This window comes from Falsiroseomonas frigidaquae, assembly GCF_012163145.1.
GTDB lineage: Bacteria > Pseudomonadota > Alphaproteobacteria > Acetobacterales > Acetobacteraceae > Falsiroseomonas > Falsiroseomonas frigidaquae.
The window spans coordinates 269,103-286,384 of the sequence record NZ_JAAVTX010000005.1 but is presented as its reverse complement, the minus strand read 5'-3'; the positions used below and the strand labels follow the sequence as shown (position 1 = coordinate 286,384).

21 protein-coding genes are annotated in these 17,282 nt (G+C 70.7%); 8 read left to right on the top strand and 13 right to left on the bottom strand.

The genetic code is table 11. The features are described 5' to 3' along the window. Positions 1-77: 77 nt before the first annotated feature. Complete coding sequence (locus tag HB662_RS17630) at positions 78-419, top strand: carboxymuconolactone decarboxylase family protein (protein WP_342449544.1); 342 nt, start codon at positions 78-80, stop codon at positions 417-419. Between the two features lie 4 nt (positions 420-423). Here the strand turns inward: HB662_RS17630 and HB662_RS17625 are convergent, their stop codons facing one another. The 9 genes from HB662_RS17625 to HB662_RS17585 form a co-directional block, all read right to left on the bottom strand. Then, entirely contained in the window at positions 424-1,182 is a 759-nt protein-coding gene (locus HB662_RS17625) for an alpha/beta hydrolase (protein ID WP_168051133.1), read from the bottom strand. Between the two features lie 89 nt (positions 1,183-1,271). Next, positions 1,272-2,153, bottom strand: a complete 882-nt coding sequence (locus HB662_RS17620) for a polyphosphate kinase 2 family protein (RefSeq protein ID WP_168051132.1) — start codon at positions 2,151-2,153, stop codon at positions 1,272-1,274. Between the two features lie 7 nt (positions 2,154-2,160). After that, the gene (locus tag HB662_RS17615; RefSeq protein WP_168051131.1) at positions 2,161-3,381 is read right to left on the bottom strand and encodes an MFS transporter; all 1,221 of its coding nucleotides are present in this window, start codon (positions 3,379-3,381) and stop codon (positions 2,161-2,163) included. Between the two features lie 27 nt (positions 3,382-3,408). Beyond that, positions 3,409-4,278, bottom strand: a complete 870-nt coding sequence (locus HB662_RS17610) for an endonuclease/exonuclease/phosphatase family protein (RefSeq protein ID WP_168051130.1) — start codon at positions 4,276-4,278, stop codon at positions 3,409-3,411. An 8-nt stretch (positions 4,279-4,286) separates the two neighbouring features. Continuing rightward, a complete protein-coding gene (locus tag HB662_RS17605; protein ID WP_168051129.1) occupies positions 4,287-6,356 on the bottom strand; it encodes a DNA/RNA helicase domain-containing protein in 2,070 nt (689 codons plus the stop codon). Positions 6,357-6,365: 9 nt separating this feature from the next. After that, entirely contained in the window at positions 6,366-7,244 is an 879-nt protein-coding gene (locus HB662_RS17600; RefSeq protein WP_168051128.1) for an EamA family transporter, read from the bottom strand. A gap of 1 nt (position 7,245) precedes the next feature. Continuing rightward, positions 7,246-8,397 (bottom strand): GNAT family N-acetyltransferase, encoded by a 1,152-nt coding sequence (locus HB662_RS17595; protein ID WP_168051127.1) that lies wholly within the window; start codon positions 8,395-8,397, stop codon positions 7,246-7,248. Between the two features lie 39 nt (positions 8,398-8,436). Then, on the bottom strand, positions 8,437-8,901 hold the full coding sequence (locus tag HB662_RS17590) for a RidA family protein (RefSeq protein WP_168051126.1): 465 nt from the start codon (positions 8,899-8,901) through the stop codon (positions 8,437-8,439). Positions 8,902-9,043: 142 nt separating this feature from the next. Beyond that, positions 9,044-10,576: a TSCPD domain-containing protein gene (locus tag HB662_RS17585; protein WP_168051125.1), complete on the bottom strand. Its 1,533-nt coding sequence runs from the start codon at positions 10,574-10,576 to the stop codon at positions 9,044-9,046. A 181-nt stretch (positions 10,577-10,757) separates the two neighbouring features. Here HB662_RS17585 and HB662_RS17580 point away from each other — a divergent pair, with 181 nt between their 5' ends. The 4 genes from HB662_RS17580 to HB662_RS17565 are packed head-to-tail and all read left to right on the top strand — an operon-like array spanning position 10,758 to position 12,246. Continuing rightward, positions 10,758-11,114, top strand: a complete 357-nt coding sequence (locus HB662_RS17580; protein WP_168051124.1) for an NADH:ubiquinone oxidoreductase subunit NDUFA12 — start codon at positions 10,758-10,760, stop codon at positions 11,112-11,114. A 28-nt stretch (positions 11,115-11,142) separates the two neighbouring features. Next, positions 11,143-11,658, top strand: a complete 516-nt coding sequence (gene mlaD / locus HB662_RS17575) for an outer membrane lipid asymmetry maintenance protein MlaD (RefSeq protein WP_168051123.1) — start codon at positions 11,143-11,145, stop codon at positions 11,656-11,658. Between the two features lie 10 nt (positions 11,659-11,668). Next, positions 11,669-11,884: a hypothetical protein gene (locus HB662_RS17570; protein WP_168051122.1), complete on the top strand. Its 216-nt coding sequence runs from the start codon at positions 11,669-11,671 to the stop codon at positions 11,882-11,884. Then, positions 11,881-12,246 (top strand): DUF2155 domain-containing protein, encoded by a 366-nt coding sequence (locus HB662_RS17565; RefSeq protein WP_168051121.1) that lies wholly within the window; start codon positions 11,881-11,883, stop codon positions 12,244-12,246. The genes HB662_RS17570 and HB662_RS17565 overlap by 4 nt, the downstream gene beginning before the upstream one ends. A 13-nt stretch (positions 12,247-12,259) precedes the next feature. Here HB662_RS17565 and aat read toward each other — a convergent pair whose 3' ends face one another. The 4 genes from aat to aroQ all read right to left on the bottom strand — a co-directional run bounded on the left by aat (position 12,260) and on the right by aroQ (position 15,368). After that, complete coding sequence (gene aat, locus HB662_RS17560; protein ID WP_209443379.1) at positions 12,260-12,892, bottom strand: leucyl/phenylalanyl-tRNA--protein transferase; 633 nt, start codon at positions 12,890-12,892, stop codon at positions 12,260-12,262. Positions 12,893-13,007: 115 nt separating this feature from the next. After that, the gene (accC, locus tag HB662_RS17555; protein WP_168051816.1) at positions 13,008-14,351 is read right to left on the bottom strand and encodes an acetyl-CoA carboxylase biotin carboxylase subunit; all 1,344 of its coding nucleotides are present in this window, start codon (positions 14,349-14,351) and stop codon (positions 13,008-13,010) included. A gap of 100 nt (positions 14,352-14,451) precedes the next feature. Next, positions 14,452-14,913, bottom strand: a complete 462-nt coding sequence (gene accB, locus HB662_RS17550; protein ID WP_168051119.1) for an acetyl-CoA carboxylase biotin carboxyl carrier protein — start codon at positions 14,911-14,913, stop codon at positions 14,452-14,454. Beyond that, positions 14,913-15,368: a type II 3-dehydroquinate dehydratase gene (gene aroQ / locus HB662_RS17545; RefSeq protein ID WP_168051118.1), complete on the bottom strand. Its 456-nt coding sequence runs from the start codon at positions 15,366-15,368 to the stop codon at positions 14,913-14,915. Before aroQ ends, accB begins: the two co-directional genes overlap by 1 nt. A gap of 200 nt (positions 15,369-15,568) precedes the next feature. Here aroQ and thiS point away from each other — a divergent pair, with 200 nt between their 5' ends. The 3 genes from thiS to HB662_RS17530 all read left to right on the top strand — a co-directional run bounded on the left by thiS (position 15,569) and on the right by HB662_RS17530 (position 17,113). Next, positions 15,569-15,820, top strand: coding sequence for a sulfur carrier protein ThiS (gene thiS, locus HB662_RS17540; RefSeq protein ID WP_168051117.1), 252 nt, complete (start codon positions 15,569-15,571; stop codon positions 15,818-15,820). A 1-nt stretch (position 15,821) separates the two neighbouring features. Further along, positions 15,822-16,643 (top strand): thiazole synthase, encoded by an 822-nt coding sequence (locus tag HB662_RS17535; protein WP_280864849.1) that lies wholly within the window; start codon positions 15,822-15,824, stop codon positions 16,641-16,643. A 101-nt stretch (positions 16,644-16,744) separates the two neighbouring features. Next, entirely contained in the window at positions 16,745-17,113 is a 369-nt protein-coding gene (locus HB662_RS17530; RefSeq protein ID WP_168051116.1) for a hypothetical protein, read from the top strand. Positions 17,114-17,282: the final 169 nt, after the last annotated feature.

The following is a 17,282-nucleotide window of genomic DNA, read 5'->3' as shown; positions in this document are numbered from 1 at the left end:
TTGGAAAGGTGTCTCCCGGAAGGGGGACACCTTTCTTTTTGCCAGGGGGAGATGGGTCAGTGACGACGGATACGCGGATCGAGGATTGGGATGGCTACAGCGCCGGGCTGCGGGAACGCGGCAAGGAACTGGGCGCGCTGCATCCCGAGGTGATGAAGGGCTTCATGGCGCTGAACCGCGGCGCTTCAACCACCACGCATATCGACGCCAAGACCCGCGAATTCATCGCCCTGGCGGTGGCCGTCACCACCCGCTGCCAGGGCTGCATCGATGCCCATGCCCGCAAGGCCAAGGCCGCCGGGGCGACGAAGGAGGAGGTGGCGGAGGCGCTGGGCGTCGCCATCGCGCTGAACGCCGGCGCGGCGCTGACCTATTCGCTGCATGTGCTGGATGCGATGGACGGGACCGGGCAGGGCTGACCGATCAGCCTGGTGCGGCGACGAAGTCCCGTACCTCCGCCACCACCGGCGCCGTGGTCAGCCCGACCAGACCGGCGCCGGGGACAAAGCCGGTCATGATGCCGATATGGCCGACGCCGTCATACAGCCGTAGCCGCACCGGCCGCCCATTGGCTCGCAGCGCGGCCGCCAATTCCCGCGAATGCAGCGCGCCGACGATGGTATCCGCCTCCCCATGCAGCAGCAGCATGGGCGGCGCGCCGGCCAGCGTCGTCGGGTCGGGCGCCGCCTCGATCCGGCCGCCCGGGGCATTCGCAAAAATACTCACCACCGGCTCATCGGTCGGCTGCCAGGAAATCGGCGCGGCCAGCAGGATGCCGCCGGCCAGCGCCCCGCGCCCGCCGGGCAGCCCGGCCGAGGCTAGCCAGCGCGGGTCCAGCGCCAGGGCGGCGGCGATGAAGCCGCCGGCGGAATGGCCCATGACGAAAAGCGGGCCCCGCGGCATATCCGGCGTGGCGCGCAGCCAGGCCACGGCGCGCGCGGCATCCTCGACGAAATCCGGCCAGCGCGCCGCCGGCCACAGCCGGTAGTCCGGCACCGCCACCGCCATGCCCAGCGCGGCCAGGCGCCGGGCGACGAAGGCGTATTGCCCACGATCGCCCATCTCCCACCCGCCGCCATGGATGAACACCACCAGCGGCGTGTCCGGCAGCGGCATCGGCGGCAGGGTCAGGTCCAGAAGGTGGCGGGGCAGGGGGCCGTAGCGCAGCCCCTCCAGCAGCATGGTGCCGCGCCGCGGCGTCGCCAGGTTGGCGACGTCATTCGGCGAACAGGCGCCGGCGAGCAGCGCCAGCCCCAGGGCACGCCGCCGGATCAGGCGCCGAGTTCCTCGCCCGCCTGCACCAGGGCGCGCTTCTGCGTCTCCGTGACCACAGGGTAGTGCAGGTCCAGCGATTCCAGCGTCCGGGCGATGGCGGCGGCGACGACCAGGCGGGTGAACCACTTCCGGTCCGCCGGCACCACGTACCAGGGCGCGTCCGGCGTTGCGGTGGCACGGATCGCCGCCTCATAGGCTGCCTGATAGTCGTCCCAGTGCCGGCGCTCGACCACGTCGTTGGCGCTGAACTTCCAGTTCTTCTCCGGCTCCTCGATCCGCTTGAGGAAGCGCTTGCGCTGTTCCTCCGGGCTCACGTTCAGGAAGAACTTCAGCACCACCACGCCCTGCCGGCCGAGGTAGCGTTCGAAGGCGGCGATATCCTCCAGCCGCTCCTCCCATATACGCTCCGTCCGCAGGCGCGGTGGCAGCTTCTGCGAATCCAGCACCTTGGGGTGCACGCGGGCCACCAGCACTTCCTCGTACCAGGACCGGTTGTGGATGCCGATCTGCCCGCGCGTCGGCAGGGCCGCGGCGTGGCGCCAGAGAAAGTCGTGATCCAGCTCGATCGCGTTCGGCGCCTTGAAGGACACCACATGGCAGCCCTGCGGGTTCACGCCGGAGAAGACATGCTTGATGGCGCCGTCCTTGCCCGCCGCGTCCATCGCCTGGAAGATGCAGAGCACCGCCCAGCGGTCCTGCGCGTAGAGCATGTCCTGCTGCGCCGCGAGAATTTCGACTCCGCGCTTCAGCAGGGCGGGCGCATCCGACTTCGTCATCGACAGGCCGCCGGTGTCGTCCGGCTTGTGGTCCTTCAGGTGGAAGCCTTGCCCCTCCTCCACCCGGAAGCGGGACAGCACCGACTCGATCCGTTCTTCCATCCAGTCCTCATCCTCGTTCCGGTCGCAACATCCGCAGCGCCGCCACCGCCTGCAGCGCCAGCGTCATCCCCAGCGCCCAGCCATACCCCGCCGCATCCCAGCCGCCGGATGCGGTGCGCGGCCACAGATCCAGGATCCAGCCGATGGCGTTCTGCAGCAGGAAGACCAGCACCAACATGGTGACGTTGATGGCAGTGGCCACCCGCCCGGCCAGCTCGGCGCCAAAGCGCTGGCCGATCGCGGCATAGCCGGCCGGCCCCGCGGCGCTGAACAGGGCGAACAGGAACCAGATCGCGCCGAGCACCGCCAGGTTGCCGACCGGCTGCGTCATCAGCAGCAATTGCATCACGGCAATCCCGCCCATGGAGATGCAGGGCACCAGCATCGGGTGCCCGCCGCGCCGTTGCAGGAAGGACGCCGCCTGGCCGGTGCCGACGCTGCCGGCCATCAGCCCGCCCGCATAGCACAGCAGCAGCACCGCCCGTGCCGCTTCCTCCAGCCCCGCCACGTCGCGCAGCCACGGCCCGGCCCAGAGGCCCTGATAGGTGAAGTTCATCGCCGAGAGCAGCGCGACGGAGGGCGCGAAGCGAAGGAAGGTGGGGTGGCGGAAGATGCGGCCGAATTCCGCCACCTCCGCCCCGAAAGCCCGGCGCGGCGGCGGCGGTGCGCCCGGCCCGCGTTCCGGGACGGAGGCCCAGATCCAGGCGGAAACGCCCAGCGACATCAGTGCCAGCAGCCCGAACACGCCGCGCCAGCCGATCTCCGGCACCAGCAGCGTCACCGGCACCGTCGCCACGATGCTGCCCATGGAGCCGACCAGCACGCCCAGCCCGGTCATCCCCGCCACCTGGTCCCGCGCGTACCACTGCGTGTTGACCTTGATCATGGCGATCAAGCCGGCCGAGATGCCGACCCCGGTCACCACCCGCCCGAAGGCCAGGCCGAACGGGCCGGTCGCCAGCGCGCAGATGACGAAGCCGAGCGCCGCGACCAGCCCCAGCACCGTCTGAACCCGGCGCGAGCCCCACAAATCGATCGCCAGCCCCACCGGAAGCTGCGCCGCCGCATAGGCCGCGAAGAACATGGCGGCGAGCAACCCCAGCTCACTGGCCGAGAGTGCGAATTCCAGCGCCAGCAGCGGCCCGAGGGTCGCAATCATGGTGCGGGACGCCTGGTTGACGAAGTTCAGCCCGGCGAGGGGAAGCGTGATCCGGGCGAAAAGGCGCATGCCCTTATCCTGGCACGGCCGCGCGGATCAGGGGAGCCGCAGGCGGACACTCACCGGGCAATGGTCTGACAGGCTTTGCCGGTAGCGCCGCGCGCGCTCCGCATAGACCATCACCGCCAGGCTGCGCGGCACCAGCCAGTCCCGCGCCGGGCCGCCGAGCAGCAGGTGGCTGATGAAGGGCCGCCCGCCGCGGCTATCCGCCCAGCAGGGGGAGGACAGGCCCTGCGTTGCCCGGACCAGCGGGGCCGCCGCTTCCAGGATCGCCAGGAAATCGTCCTGCTCGCCCATGCGGCGGTTGAAGTCGCCGAGGATGGCGAAGCCCACCCCCTCCCGCTGCCGTGCCTGCGCCCAATCCGCCAGGATCCGCGCCTGGCGCTCGAGCTGCTGGCAATCCCGGCTGGAGTCGCGGCTGAAGGCATCTTCCCGGCAACCGGCGTCCAGATGCACCGAAAGCAGGCGCAGCCGCGCCCCGCCCGGCGCCTCCACCAGGATATCGGCGCCGCGGCGCAGGCTGTATCGGGCGCGCGGAAACAGGTCCAGCGCCCGCAGGTCCGGCTGCGGCGTGACGCGGAGGGCGCGGCGAATGGCAAAGCCGGGGCGCTGGACGTCCGGCTCATCCGTCAGGTGGATGGCCCATTGCGTCGGGTCGAAGACGCGCGCGGCGGCCTCCGCCCCGTCGATTTCCTGCAGGGCCACCACATCCGCATCGAGGCGATTGGCATAGTCGCGCAGCAACCGGAAATCCTCGGGCGCGCGGGCATCCACATTGCGCGGCAGGTCGGGGTGGCCGGAGGGTTTCAGCGTCAGCCAAGCGATGTTCCAGGTGGCGATCTTGATCTCCTGCGCCCCGGCGGGGATGGCGAGGAGCAGGAACAACAGGGTCAGGATGCGGCGCATGGCGCGCGCTATAGCAGCAGGGCGGGGGCGGTGTCCTGTGGTGGCGGGGCGGCTTCGGGCAGCGGCCGGGCGCCGCAGGCGGTGAGGAAATCGGCGATGGCATCCATCTCCGCCGCGTCGCGGGTCGGGTCGTGGAACGGGTCGTCGCGCGGGCTGCCCGGCGGTACCCAGATCACCGTCTCGTAGCGGGCGCGGGTCAGCAGCACGCGGTAGGTGTTGCGGGTGAATTCGGCCTCGGCCGGATTGCGCACCAGCTGCCAGCCCGCCCCGGCAAAGCGCCGCGCCTGCCAACCGCCTGTCTGCCCATCGGCGCCACGCCGGAAATCGCCGCCCCAGGCCAGGCCGACCGTATCCAGTTCCAGCCCCTGGCAGGCGTATTCGGTGGCTGCGACCTCCAGCGCGTCCGAGGCGCGGATATCCGGCCAGCGCTCCAGGAACCAGGCGACCGGCTCCTCCGTGCCGACAAGCTGCGCATCGAAGCCTTCCGCCCGCAGCCGGCGGGCGCCGGAGGATCGCACGAAGCCGGCGCGGCGCAGCCCCGGCGTCATCTGGCGCAGGGCGCGGCGCGCGTCGTCGAGCGAGCGCGTCAGCAGGAAGGGCAGGCCCTCCGGCGCCCCCTCCGCCGTCGCGCGTGCCTCGGCCACGGCACCGCGCAGCACGGCATCCACCCAGCCGGCCGCGGCTTCCGATCGAACGCTGCGGAGCGAGACGGTGAGGTCCAGCGCCGGGTCCAGCCGCAGCCAGTCGGGATGGCCTTCCGCCAGGCGCTGCGCCGGCTCCGCCGCGTCCAGCACCCGCCGGGCGGCGACGGCGCGCCAGCCGGGCGTCGCGGCGATCACGCTGCCCCATTCGCGCAGTCCGGCCTCCCCGGTGTTGATCTCCTGCCCATTGCCGATCAGGGCGACGATGGCGGCGAAGCCGCTGTGGCGCCCCATGATTTCCAGCGCATGGGCGGGCTCGCTCATGTGCAATGTGCTGACGCGGCGCTGCGTGTCGCGCGTGGCCTGCGCCGCATCCCAGGCGCGCTGCGCCTCGTCGAAGACGATCACGCGCTCCGCCGGTGGCGCCTCGCGCCCGGCATTGTCGGCCAGGAAGCGGTGCACGTTCTGCAGCGCCGCCTCCGATTCGTGCCGCGCCTTGCGCAGCCTTGGCGCGAGGCGCCGGCGTTCCGGGTCCGCGCTGGGGCCGCGCGCCAGGTCGATGCCGGCCCGATTGCAGGCCAGCGCCTCCCGCAGCACGGCGACCAGCGGGCTGTTGCCGGTGAGGAAGGCGCTGCCGTCGCGCCGCCGGTCGCCGAACACCACGTTTAGGCCGCACAGCGTCTTGCCGGCCCCCGGAATTCCCGTGACGAAGACCACCACCCGAGCGCCCTCCGCCGCTGCCGCGTCCAGCGCGGCTTCGATGGCGGCGGTGGTGCGGGTCAGGTTAACGGTGTCGGCGCGGGCGGCCGCGATCTCCGCCACGCTGTTGCGGGCGAACAGGGTGGCTGCGGCCTCGATGATGCTCGGTACCGGCTGATAGGCGGCGGCCAGCCAGGCGCGCCCGTCGAGCCTTGGCCCCTTCAGGGCGTCGCGCAGCGTGGCGAGCAGGCCGGGCAGCGTCGCGGCATTGGCTTCCGCCACCGGCAGCACGCCGGGGATGGGCAGCGGGATCTGCGGCGTGGCGGGCGTCGCGAACCCGGTCGCGACCAGGATGGGCTGCATCGGGTGGCGCCGGCTGCCGGCGTGGAAGTCGCGCAGATCCTCGGCGTAGTCGGAGACCTGGGCACGGTCGGCATTGCTGATCGCCCGGGCGCCGACCTTGAACTCCAGCACCAGGATGGCGGAGTCGGTCAGCAGCACCACGTCGATGCGCTTCTCCAGCCGCAGCAGGTCGAATTCCAGCGCGATGGTCCAGCCCTGGCCATCGCAGTGCCGCACGCATTCCTGCAACAGGCGCACCTGTTCCTGCCAGGCGCGGAGCTGCGCCGGTTCGCCGGACAGGCGACGGGACATCTGGCTGGCGGCCAGGGCATTCGCCACCGCATCCGGTGTCAGGGCCAGCAATTCGGAACCGGTGCAGTCGAACCAGGCGCGCATCGGCACAGCCTAGGCGTTTCGCCTCCGGGATGGCCAGGTGGCCAGCAGCATGCTGCCGGTCAGCAGCACGAAGCCTGCCGCATGCACGGCGGAGAAGGTCTCGCCGAGGAAGCCCACCGCCACCAGCGCCGCCGTCGCCGGCAGGAAGGCCGTGAAGATGCCGGCGATGCCGGCCGGCGCGCGCTTCATGCCGGCATACCAGAGCAGCAGGCAGATCACGCTCGTGGTCAGGCTGTGGAACACCAGCAGCCCGGCCACAGCGGGGTCGGCCAGCGCGGCGACGCTGCCCAGCACCGGCAGGCAGAAGGGCAGCAGGAACAGCACCGAGAAACCCTGCATCCACAGGCTGGCCGTCACCACCGGCACGCGGCCGGCGATGCGCTTGGCCAGCAGCACATACATCGCCTCCCCGCACACCCCGCCGAACACCAGCAAATTGCCCAGCAGGCTGCCGCTGCCTTCCGCGCCGGTGCGGGCGAGCGTGATCGCCGCCATGCCAAAAGCGGCCAGCGCCACCGCCGCCCATTGCCGTGGCGGCAGCGTCTCCCGCAGCCATAGCGCGCTGCCGATGGCGACCACGGCGGGCAGCGTGGCCAGCACCAGCCCGGCCTCCAGCGCCGTCGTCAGACGCAGTCCCGCCAGCAGCCCGGCATTGTAGATCACCGTGCCGAAGGCGGCCTGCCAGGCCAGGTTCCACAGGCTGCGCCGGTCCGGCCGCACGCCGCCTTCCATCACCCGCGCCAGCGGAAACAGCACCGCCACCGCCAGCAGGCAGCGCAGCCCGGCGATCATCGGAATGGGCAGGGAGGCCGCGAGCAGCTTGGCGACGCCGACATTGGCGCCGACCAGCGCCATGGAGGACGCAAGCTGCGCATAGGCCGTCAGCACGCTACCCCTCGCCCTCGCGCTTGAAGGGCGAAAGCTCGTGCAGCGCCTCGATCTCCGCCAGCATCGCCGGGCGCTCCTGGGACAGGAAATCGGCCACCGCGCGGCGCAGGCCCGGATGCTGGATCCAATGCGCGGAATAGGTCGGCACCGGAAGGTAGCCGCGCTGGATCTTGTGCTCGCCCTGCGCGCCGGCCTCGACGCGGGGCAGCTTGTGCTCGATCGCGAAGTCGATGGCGCGGTAGTAGCATAGCTCGAAATGCAGGAAGGGCGCGTCCACCAGGCAGCCCCAGTTGCGGCCATACAGTGCATCCGCGCCCAGCAGGTTCAGCGCGCCGGCCACCGGCTCGCCGTCCTGCTCCGCCACCATCAGCACGACCCTGTCACCGAGTCGTTCGCCCAGCAGCGGCCAGAAGGACTTTTTCAAATAGGCGCTGCGGCCCCATTTCTTGTCGGAGGTCGAGACGTAGAATCGATGAAACGCCTCCCAGTGCCGCGGCGTGATCTCATGCCCGCGTAGCGTCTTCAGCACGAAGCCGGACTGCTCGGCATCGCGCCGCTCGCGCCTGATCTGCTTGCGCTTGCGGCTGGACAGCGCCGCGAGGAAATCGTCGAAACACCCATAGCCGGCATTGGACCAATGGAATTGCGTGCCGATGCGCTGCAGCCAGCCGGCCTCGCCCAGGGCTTCCCACTCGCCCGGCGTGCAGAAGGTACAGTGAACGGACGAGAGATCGAGCTGCCCGCAGGCCTGCACCAGGCCCTGCGCCAGCGCCTCCACCCCGATGCCCGCATCCGGCCGCACCAGCAGCCGCGGCCCGGGCACCGGGCTGAAGGGGGCGGCGACCTGCAGCTTCGGATAGTAGCGGCCACCGGCCCGCTCGAAGGCATCGGCCCAGCCATGGTCGAAGACATATTCGCCCTGGCTATGCGCCTTGGCGTAGCAGGGCGCGCAGGCCAGCAGGCGGCCGGCCTCGTTGCGCAACGCCGCATGCTGCGGCAGCCAGCCGCTGCGCCCGCCGATGCTGCCGGATTCCTCCAGGGCGAGGAGGAAGGCGTGGCTGACGAAGGGGTTGCCGCCGCCGGCGCAGGCATCCCAGTCCAGCGGCGGGATATCCGCGATGGCGCGGTGCAGGGACAGGCTGAGTTCGGGCATGCCGCTCAAAATTGGGCGCGCCCGAGCCGCGGCAATGCCTCAGCCGATCTCGAACATGCCTTCCACTTCCACCGCCGCATCGCCGGGCAGGGAGGGAACGCCGATGGTGCTGCGCGCATGGCGCCCGGCATCGCCGAACACCGCGACGGCCATGTCGGAGGCGCCATTCATCACCAGCGCATGCTGCGTGAATTCGGGCCCGCAGGCGATGAAGCCGCCGAGGCGCACCACGCGCTTCACCCGGTCCAGGTCGCCCACCGCCGCCTTCACCTGCGCCACCAGGTTGATGAAGCAGGTGCGCGCGGCGGCCTGACCTTCCTCGATCGAGACGCCGGCGCCGAGCTTGCCGGTGGTGCTGATCTTGCCATCCACCAGCGGAATCTGGCCGGAGACGACCAGCAGGTTCCCGACCTGGTTGAAGCCGATGTAGTTCGCGACGGGCGCGGGCGCCTGCGGCAGGGTGATGCCGAGCTTGGCGAGGTTGGCGTCGACGGTGCCGGGCATTTTTGCGGTCCTTGTTGAGATGGGTGGTCGCGAGGCTGCTGCCCCCACCCTGACCCTCCCCCGCAAGCGCGGGGGAGGGAAGCGCATCTTCTCCCTCCCCTGCGCAGCGGGGGAGGGTCGGGGTGGGGGCCTACGCGCCCCTTTACCCCACCAGCTTCAACTGCCGCCGCCGCGCCCGCGGCGTGGGGGTCTCCGGCAGGTCCATCGGCAGCAGGGGCAGCTGTTCCGCCGCATGCCCCGTGGCATCCGGCGCGCAATCCTCCTCCGACGGGTCCGCCAGGTCGCGCCGCCCGAGATAATCCAGCGCCAGCCGCCGGAAGGCCCAGTCCAGCACCGAGGTGGCGCGGCGGATCGCCGGGTCGCCCTCCACCGTGCCGGCCGGACCGAAGCGGGTATAGGCATAGGCCTCGATGAAGCTGTCCAGCTTCACGCCGGAGGCCAGCCCGATCGAGACCGCCTGCAGCATCGCGTCCATCAGGCTGCGATAGGCGGCGGACTCCTTGGTCAGCGCGATGGTGACCTCGGAAAGCCGGCCCTGCTGGTCCTCTGCCGTCCGCAGCACCACCTTGTGGCCGCCGACCGAGACCCGCCAGACGGACCCCGAGGGCCGCAGCGGCTGCGTCGCCGCGCGTTCCGGCAGCGGCGGGGCGGCGCGGGCCGGGGCGGCCTCGGCCACCGGCATCGGCGGCGGCAGGTGCAGGAAGGGCGCGGCGGCCTGCGCCATCGCGATCCAATCGGCATCCGGCACGGGCGCCAGCAGCGCCTCCGCCTGCGCGCGGCCGATGCGCAGCGCGGCGCGACTCGGCACCTCCGCCACCCATCCGTGCTGGTCCAGCGCCAGGCGGGTGGCGCCGGGGGCGGGGGCGAGGCCGCCGGTCTCGGCACCCAGCAGCGCCTCAACGCAATCCGGCGCGGCCAGCGCCACCAGCGCCTGGTGCCGCAGGCCGAGGCTGCCGGCCGCGGCCTCCAGCGCCGCGCGCGCGGCTTCCGCCAGGCCCGGCACCACCGTGGCACCCGGCGGGGCGGGGGCGAACAGCGCCAGCGGCTCCTTCGCGCCCAGGATGTCGGCGAGCCTTCCCGATTCGGCTTCCGCCGCGCCACGGGTCAGGGCGGCGACGGCGGCACCGACGGCGCGCGCCTCCGCACTGCCATAGCGCAGGCCGAGGCTGGCCAGCATGCCGGCAAGATCGGCATAGCCGACACACAGCCGCGGCGCCTTGGCGCCGGTCCAGATATCCAGCGCGCGCACCGCCAGCGCCACGGCGGCCGCGTAGCGCGCGGTGTCGAAGCCGCCATCGGCCTCCAGGAAGGCCGGCAGGTTCAGCACGAAGCGGGATGCGCCGCGCGCTTCCGCGCGCCAGATCGCCACGCCGGGCGCACCCCGGCGGGACAGCAACAGGGCGCGCAGCGCGTGGGCGAAGCCATCCTGCGCGGCGGCATCGGCGAGCAAGCCGAGTTCCCGCCCGCGCAACGCCAACCGGCTGATCCAGCCCTCGGCCAGCTTCGGGAACACCACCGGGCCGCTGCCCGGGGCCAGGGCGGCCAGTGCCTCCGCCGCCTGTTCATCCCAGGAAACGGGCAGCGCAATCGGGCGGGGGGTGGCGTCGGGATCGGGCGCGGCGCGCACCCGCCACAGCCCTACCTGGTCCCACAGCGTTCCGGCGAGTGTTGTCATGGCGTGAAGCCTAAAGGCCCTGGCGGCAGGGCGGAAGCCGTATCTGGTGGGCAAAACGCGCCGCATCCCCAACATCCTGTGGACAACACATGGTTTTGCGTGGCCCGGCCGGTTGTGCGAAACTGCGGGGCCCGGCAGATGCCAGGACGGCCCCCTCCCGCGCCGTGACCAAGGACCGCACATGTCGCTGATGATGCGCCTGACCACCGCCCTGTCCGGCCGCAAGGTCGGCACGGACCGCTTCGGCAACGCCTATTACGAGTCCCGCCGGGACTATCTGCAATACGGCCGCAAGCGCCGCTGGGTGCTGTTTGCCGGCGCCCCCGACCCGACCTCCGTCCCGCCGGAATGGCATGGCTGGCTACATCACACCGCTGCCGTGCCGATGCCGGAGCAAAAGCGCTATCCCTGGATGGCCGAGCATCGCCCGAACCCGACCGGCACCGCGCTCGCCTGGCACCCTGCCGGCCATGATTATTCCGGTGGCCGCCGGCAGGTGACGACCGGCGACTACGAGGCCTGGACGCCCGGCTCCTGATGAACCGCCCCAACCGGGATCGACAGATATGAAGGGCCGTTCCTACGCCGAGATCCTGGCCGGCGCGCTGGTGCTGCTCGTGGCCGGCAGCTTCCTCGCCTATGCCGTGACGAATAGTGGCCGCGGCGGCTTCTCCGGCCCGGCGCTGACGCTTTCCGCCAAGTTCGACCGGATCGACGGGCTGGCGCCCGGCGCCGATGTGCGCGTCGCGGGCGTGAAGGTCGGCAGCGTGGTGGACCAGCGGATCGACCCGCAGACCTTCCTCGCCGTGCTGACCATGCGCATCGATGCAAGCCTCCGCATGCCCTCCGACAGCTCCGCCGAGATCGCCAGCGAGGGCCTGCTAGGCGGGCGCTTCGTCTCCCTCGTGCCGGGCGGGTCGGAGCGCATCCTGGCCGATGGCGCGGAGATCACCATCACGCAATCCGCCATCAGCCTGGAAAGCCTGCTCGGCCGCTTCATCTTCTCGATGACCGAGGGCCAGCCCAGCCGGGGCGAGGCCGCCCCCGCCGCGCCGAGCCTCGGCACCCCGGCCCAGCCATGAGCCCCCCGCCATGAGCCTCGACCCGCCGGCCACCTGGCCCGGCGCGGATGGTGCGCCGCTATCCTGCCGGGAGAAGCTGAAGGTGCTGGCCGAGAACCACCGGGAGGCCGCCCAGGTGCTGCGTGACGCCTTCGAGGATGCCGTGCTGATGGGCGTGGATGAGACCGCGATGCGCAAGGTGCTGGCTGACCTGGTTGCCGCGCTGCCGAGCCCGAAGCGGCCATGATGCGCTGGGCCCTTGCGTTCCTGCTGCTCGCGACCCCGGTCTACGCCCAGGAATGGCAGCCGCGGCGCCTCGCCGTGCTGCAGGCGCTGGACAAGGTGACGGCGCGGATCACCGTGCTGCGCGCCGCGCTGAACCAGCCGGAGCGCTTCGGCAGCCTGACCATCACCGTGCGCGCCTGCCATGCCCGCCCGCCGGATGAGGTGCCGGACGCGGCAGCCTGGATGGAGATCAGCGACAGCCGGCTGCCGGCCGAGCAGAACCCGGTATTCCGCGGCTGGATGTTCGCCGAGGCGCCGGGCGTGAACATGCTGCTGCACCCGGTCTATGACATCCGCATCCTGGAATGCCGGGCGCAGCCGTAGCCGCACGCCCTGGTCAAGCGCCGAGGCGACGGATTTCCTCGGCCACCGACTCGGCCGCCACCGCATCCTGCCAGCGCGCCTGTTCCTCCACCGCCTCCGACAGCAGGCGCTTATAGGCCTGGCGCGGCACTTCCTGGCAGCCGAACTGCGCCAGGTGAGCGGTCTGGAACTGCGCGTCCAGCAGGGTGAAGCCGAACAGCCGCAGCCGCGCAACCAGATGCACCAGCGCGACCTTCGAGGCATCGCGCGCCCGGCTGAACATGCTCTCCCCGAAGAAGGCGCCGCCGAGGGCCACGCCATACAGCCCACCGGCCAGTTGCGGCCCGCCCTCGCCGGGCAGCCAGGCCTCCACCGAATGCGCGTGGCCCATGCGGTGCAGGGCGCCGAACAGGCGCTCGATCTCCGGGTTGATCCAGGTGTCCTCGCGTCCCTCGCCGGGGGCGGCACAGGCGGCGATGACACCGTGGAAATCCCGGTTGGTGGTGACGGTGAAGGGGCCGGACAGCACGGTACGGCGCAGCCGGCGGGGCAGGTGGAAGCGGTCCAGCGGCAATACGCCGCGAAGCTCCGGGTCCAGCCAGTACAGCCGGTCTCCCCGCCGGGTCTCGGCCATGGGAAACAACCCCGCTCGATAGGCGCGGAGCATCAGGTCAGGGGTGATCTCGAACTGGCGCCTGCTCACGCGCCCACTATGCGGCAATCAACGCGGCATCGCGAGGGCAGCCTGTTTCACTCGGTGTCAGGAAAGGTCGCCGCCAGGATCAGCCCTGGCGGGCGACGAAGTTCTCCAGCCAGTGGATCGTGTAGTCGCCGGCCTGGAATTCCGGGTCCGCGACGATCCGCTGGTGCAGCGGCAGCGTGGTCTTGATGCCGGAGATCACCATCTCCGCCAGCGCCCGCTTCAGCCGGGCGATCGCCTCGGCCCGGGTCTGGCCGTGCACCACCAGCTTGGCAACCAGGCTGTCGTAGTTGGATGGCACGGTGTAGCCGGAATACAGCGCGCTATCGACGCGCACGCCGAGGCCGCCCGGGGCGTGGTACATATCCACCCGGCCGGGGTTCGGCACGAAGGTCTCGGGATCTTCCGCCGTGATTCGGCATTCGATGGCGTGGCCGGAGAAGCGGATCTCGTCCTGGGTGTAGCCCAGCTTCTCCCCGGCCGCGACGCGCAGCTGTTCCTTCACCAGGTCGACGTTGCAGACCATCTCCGTCACCGGGTGTTCGACCTGCAGGCGGGTGTTCATCTCGATGAAGGCGAACTGGCCGTCCTGCCAGAGGAATTCCAGCGTGCCGGCGTTGCGGTAGCCGAGCTGGCGCAGGCCCTTGGTGACCTGGGCGCCGAGTGCATCCCGCTCATCGGCCGTCAGCACCGGGCTGCCGGCTTCCTCCACCAGCTTCTGGTGGCGGCGCTGCAGGGAACAGTCCCGCTCGCCGAAATGCACGACGTTGCCGTGCATGTCGGCCATCACCTGCAGCTCGATGTGCCGCGGGCGGTCCAGGTACTTTTCCATGTAGACGCTGTCATCGCCGAAGGCGGCCTTGGACTCCGTGCGCGCGACGCGCCAGGCTTCCTCCAGCTCATCCGCCGAACGCGCCACCTTCATGCCGCGGCCACCGCCACCGGCGGCGGCCTTGATCAGCACCGGGTACTTGATTTCTTCCGCGACGGCGCGGGCTTCCTCGAGGCTGTCGAGCGCACCGAGCGAGCCCGGCACCAGCGGCACGCCGAGCGAGCGCATGGCATCCTTGGCCGCGATCTTGTCACCCATCATGCGGATATGCGCCGCGGTCGGGCCAATGAAGGCCAGGCCGTGCGCTTCCACCATCTCGGCGAAGTTCGCGTTCTCGGACAGGAAGCCGTAGCCGGGGTGGATCGCCTCCGCCCCCGTGATCGCGGCGGCGGACAGGATCGCCGCCATGTTCAGGTAGCTGTCGCGGGCGGAGGGCGGGCCGATGCAGACGCTTTCATCCGCCAGCCGCACATGCATCGCGGTGTTGTCGGCCGTGGAGTGCACGGCGACGGTGCGGATGCCCATTTCCTGGCAGGCGCGATGCACCCGCAGCGCGATCTCGCCGCGATTCGCGATGAGGACCTTCTTGAACATCATGCTGTCCTTCCGCCGCTGCGCGGCGTGCGGAAATCCGCTGTCTCAGATGTCGGGGCCCGCGGCCCTTCCATCATCAGGCGGCTGACGGCTGCCGCCGTCATTCAATGATCATCAGCGGTTCGCCGTATTCCACCGGCGACCCGCCCTCGACCAGGATGCGGGTGACGGTGCCGGCGCGGGGGGCGCGGATCTGGTTGAAGGTCTTCATCGCCTCGATCAGCATCAGGGTCTGGCCCTGGCTGACCTTGGCACCGACCGTCACGAAGGCCGCCGCGCCGGGTTCCGGCGACAGATAGGCGACGCCCACCATGGGGGAGGCGATCAGCCCCGGATGCGTGGCATCCGAGACCGGCTCCGCCACCGCGGCTGCGGCAACGGCCGGCGCCGCGGTGGCCGGCGCGCCGGCTGCTGGAATATGCGCCACCTGCGTCACGGTGATCTGCCGCGCCACGCGGATGCGGCTGTCCTTCTCCACCAGCTCGATTTCGGTGAGGTCGGTTTCCCGCAGGATCTTGGCGAGTTCACGGATCGCCGCCGCGTCGAAATGCACGCCCGACATCAGGGCTCTCCTTCTTCGGCAACCAGGTCCGCGATCGCCTGCAGCGCCAGCGCATAGCCGCCGATGCCGAGACCCGCGATGACGCCCGTGGCCGCCTTGGACACATAGCTGAGGTGCCGGAATTCCTCCCGGCGATGGATGTTGGAAATATGGACCTCGATGATCGGCAGGTCGGTCGCCTTCAGCGCATCCATCAGGGCGATGGAGGTGTGGCTGTAGCCGGCCGGGTTGATGATGATGCCGGCGGCGCGGCCGCGGCATTCCTGCACCCAGGTGATCAGCTCGCCCTCGCCATTGGTCTGGCGGAAATCGATCGCCAGCCCGAGCTGGTCCGCCGTCTCGGCGCACAGCGCCTCCACATCGTCCAGCGTCGCGGCGCCGTAGATCTCCGGCTGGCGGGTGCCGAGCAGATTCAGGTTGGGGCCGTTCAGGACAACGATCAGCGGCGGGTTCACGGGGGAGTCCCAGGTTTTGCAGGGCCATATCTGGCAGGGCGCCGGGCTAGCACGCTCCGATCCGCAGGGGCAAGCCGCGTGCCGGAAGGCGGGCCGGGGCGCGGGCCGGGGCGCGAGCCGGCGGGATGCCTGCCCTGCACCCGTCGCGTCTTGTTCGCGGCCGCCGCGCCCGCCATCTTTCGAGCATGGCGGGACATCAGATGACGCAGACCGAGGCCCAACAGATCAACGCACAGATCGACGCCGGGCAGATCGCGGTCGAGGTGAATGGCGAGCGCCGGCAGGTGCCGCAGGGCGCCTCGGTCGCGGAGCTGCTCGGGCTGATCGGCCTGGCCGCGCCCAAGGTGGCGGTGGAGCGCAACCTGGAGATCGTGCCGCGTTCCGCCTGGGCCACGACGCCGCTCGCCGAGGGCGACCGGCTGGAGATCGTGCACTTCATCGGGGGTGGCTGAGATGGACCAGATCATGCAGGCCGATGAAGGCCGGGTGGAGGAAGGCCGGGTGGAGGAAGGTTGGACCGTCGCCGGTCGCCATTTCCGCTCCCGCCTCATCGTCGGCACCGGCCGCTACAAGGACCTGCCGGAGACCAAGGCGGCGATCGAGGCCTCCGGCGCCGAGATTGTCACGGTCGCCGTGCGGCGGGTGAACCTGTCCGATGCCTCGCAGCCGATGCTGCAGGATTTCGTCTCGCCGGACCGCTTCACCTACCTGCCCAATACCGCCGGCTGCTTCACCGCCCAGGACGCCGTCCGCACCCTGCGCCTGGCGCGGGAGGCCGGGGGCTGGAACCTGGTGAAGCTGGAGGTGCTCGGCCCGCCGCCCTTCCTGTACCCGGACATGGCCGCCACCTTCGAGGCGGCAGCGGCGCTGCTGGCCGATGGCTTCGAGGTGATGGTCTACTGCGCCGACGACCCGGTTGCGGCGAAGCGGCTGGAGGAGATGGGCTGCGTCGCCATCATGCCGCTTGGTGCGCCGATCGGCAGCGGCCTCGGCGTCGCCAACCCCTTCATGATCAAGGCGATCATCGCCCAGGCCCGCGTGCCGGTGCTGGTCGATGCGGGCATCGGCACCGCATCCGACGCCGCGCTGGCCATGGAGCTGGGCTGCGACGCGGTGCTGCTGAACTCCGCCATCGCCCATGCCCGCGACCCTGTTCGTATGGCGCGTGCGATGAAGGCGGCGGTGGAGGCGGGGCGGGATGCCTTCCTGGCCGGGCGCATGCCGCGCAGCACCGCGGCCGACCCATCTTCCCCCACCTCCGGCCTGATCCGCTGAAACAGTTGGATACAAATGGGCCGCGCCGCGGCTTGTGGATCGAACTTTCAGCGTTCTAATTTGTCTCCCGTTACAACGATGTCACATGACGGGAGCATGAGATGAATCGCCGGATTGGAGCGCTGGGTGCCGCGGCCCTGGCGCTGAGCGGCTGCGTCCAGGAACCGCAGCGCAGCGTGGTCGTGGTGCCGTCGCAGAGCTGCAACACGGCTTTCCGCGTGGTCAACGCCTCCTCCCGCACCGTGGAGCGGCTGTATTTCAGCCATTCCAGCATGAATGGCTGGGGCAACGACCAGCTCGGCTCCTCCGTCCTGCTGCCGGGGCGGCAGGTGAGCTACCGCGCCGCCAACACCGGCAACTACGATTTCCGGGTGATCTGGAACAACGGCCAGGCGGCGGAACTGCGGCGGATCAATGTCTGCGTCGCCAGCCGGATCACGGTGACCAACAGCGGGCTGCGGGCGAACTGAGGAAAACCCGTTCCGGCGGATTCGCGCGACAACAGCGCGATTCTCCGGAGGCTTCCCGGCCTGCCCCCCGGGGGCACCATGGCGGTTTCCGGCCATTCATCGCCGGCCGCGGAAAAAAAACGGCCGGGGGGCGATTTTCCGCTTTCCCCCCCGGCACGCGGCGCCTATA

Bases quoted from the DNA above. Each gene is read 5' to 3' on its own strand.
- HB662_RS17625 (WP_168051133.1), bottom strand. From the start codon at position 1,182: ATGCTGCTGGAGGGGCTGCGCTACGGCCCCCTGCCCCGCCACCTTCTG.
- HB662_RS17620 (WP_168051132.1), bottom strand. From the start codon at position 2,153: ATGGAAGAACGGATCGAGTCGGTGCTGTCCCGCTTCCGGGTGGAGGAG.
- HB662_RS17615 (WP_168051131.1), bottom strand. From the start codon at position 3,381: ATGCGCCTTTTCGCCCGGATCACGCTTCCCCTCGCCGGGCTGAACTTC.
- HB662_RS17610 (WP_168051130.1), bottom strand. From the start codon at position 4,278: ATGCGCCGCATCCTGACCCTGTTGTTCCTGCTCCTCGCCATCCCCGCC.
- HB662_RS17605 (WP_168051129.1), bottom strand. From the start codon at position 6,356: ATGCGCGCCTGGTTCGACTGCACCGGTTCCGAATTGCTGGCCCTGACA.
- HB662_RS17595 (WP_168051127.1), bottom strand. From the start codon at position 8,397: ATGCCCGAACTCAGCCTGTCCCTGCACCGCGCCATCGCGGATATCCCG.
- HB662_RS17590 (WP_168051126.1), bottom strand. From the start codon at position 8,901: ATGCCCGGCACCGTCGACGCCAACCTCGCCAAGCTCGGCATCACCCTG.
- HB662_RS17585 (WP_168051125.1), bottom strand. From the start codon at position 10,576: ATGACAACACTCGCCGGAACGCTGTGGGACCAGGTAGGGCTGTGGCGG.
- HB662_RS17580 (WP_168051124.1), top strand. From the start codon at position 10,758: ATGTCGCTGATGATGCGCCTGACCACCGCCCTGTCCGGCCGCAAGGTC.
- mlaD (WP_168051123.1), top strand. From the start codon at position 11,143: ATGAAGGGCCGTTCCTACGCCGAGATCCTGGCCGGCGCGCTGGTGCTG.
- HB662_RS17570 (WP_168051122.1), top strand. From the start codon at position 11,669: ATGAGCCTCGACCCGCCGGCCACCTGGCCCGGCGCGGATGGTGCGCCG.
- HB662_RS17565 (WP_168051121.1), top strand. From the start codon at position 11,881: ATGATGCGCTGGGCCCTTGCGTTCCTGCTGCTCGCGACCCCGGTCTAC.
- aat (WP_209443379.1), bottom strand. From the start codon at position 12,892: ATGCTCCGCGCCTATCGAGCGGGGTTGTTTCCCATGGCCGAGACCCGG.
- accC (WP_168051816.1), bottom strand. From the start codon at position 14,351: ATGTTCAAGAAGGTCCTCATCGCGAATCGCGGCGAGATCGCGCTGCGG.
- accB (WP_168051119.1), bottom strand. From the start codon at position 14,913: ATGTCGGGCGTGCATTTCGACGCGGCGGCGATCCGTGAACTCGCCAAG.
- thiS (WP_168051117.1), top strand. From the start codon at position 15,569: ATGACGCAGACCGAGGCCCAACAGATCAACGCACAGATCGACGCCGGG.
- HB662_RS17535 (WP_280864849.1), top strand. From the start codon at position 15,822: ATGGACCAGATCATGCAGGCCGATGAAGGCCGGGTGGAGGAAGGCCGG.
- HB662_RS17530 (WP_168051116.1), top strand. From the start codon at position 16,745: ATGAATCGCCGGATTGGAGCGCTGGGTGCCGCGGCCCTGGCGCTGAGC.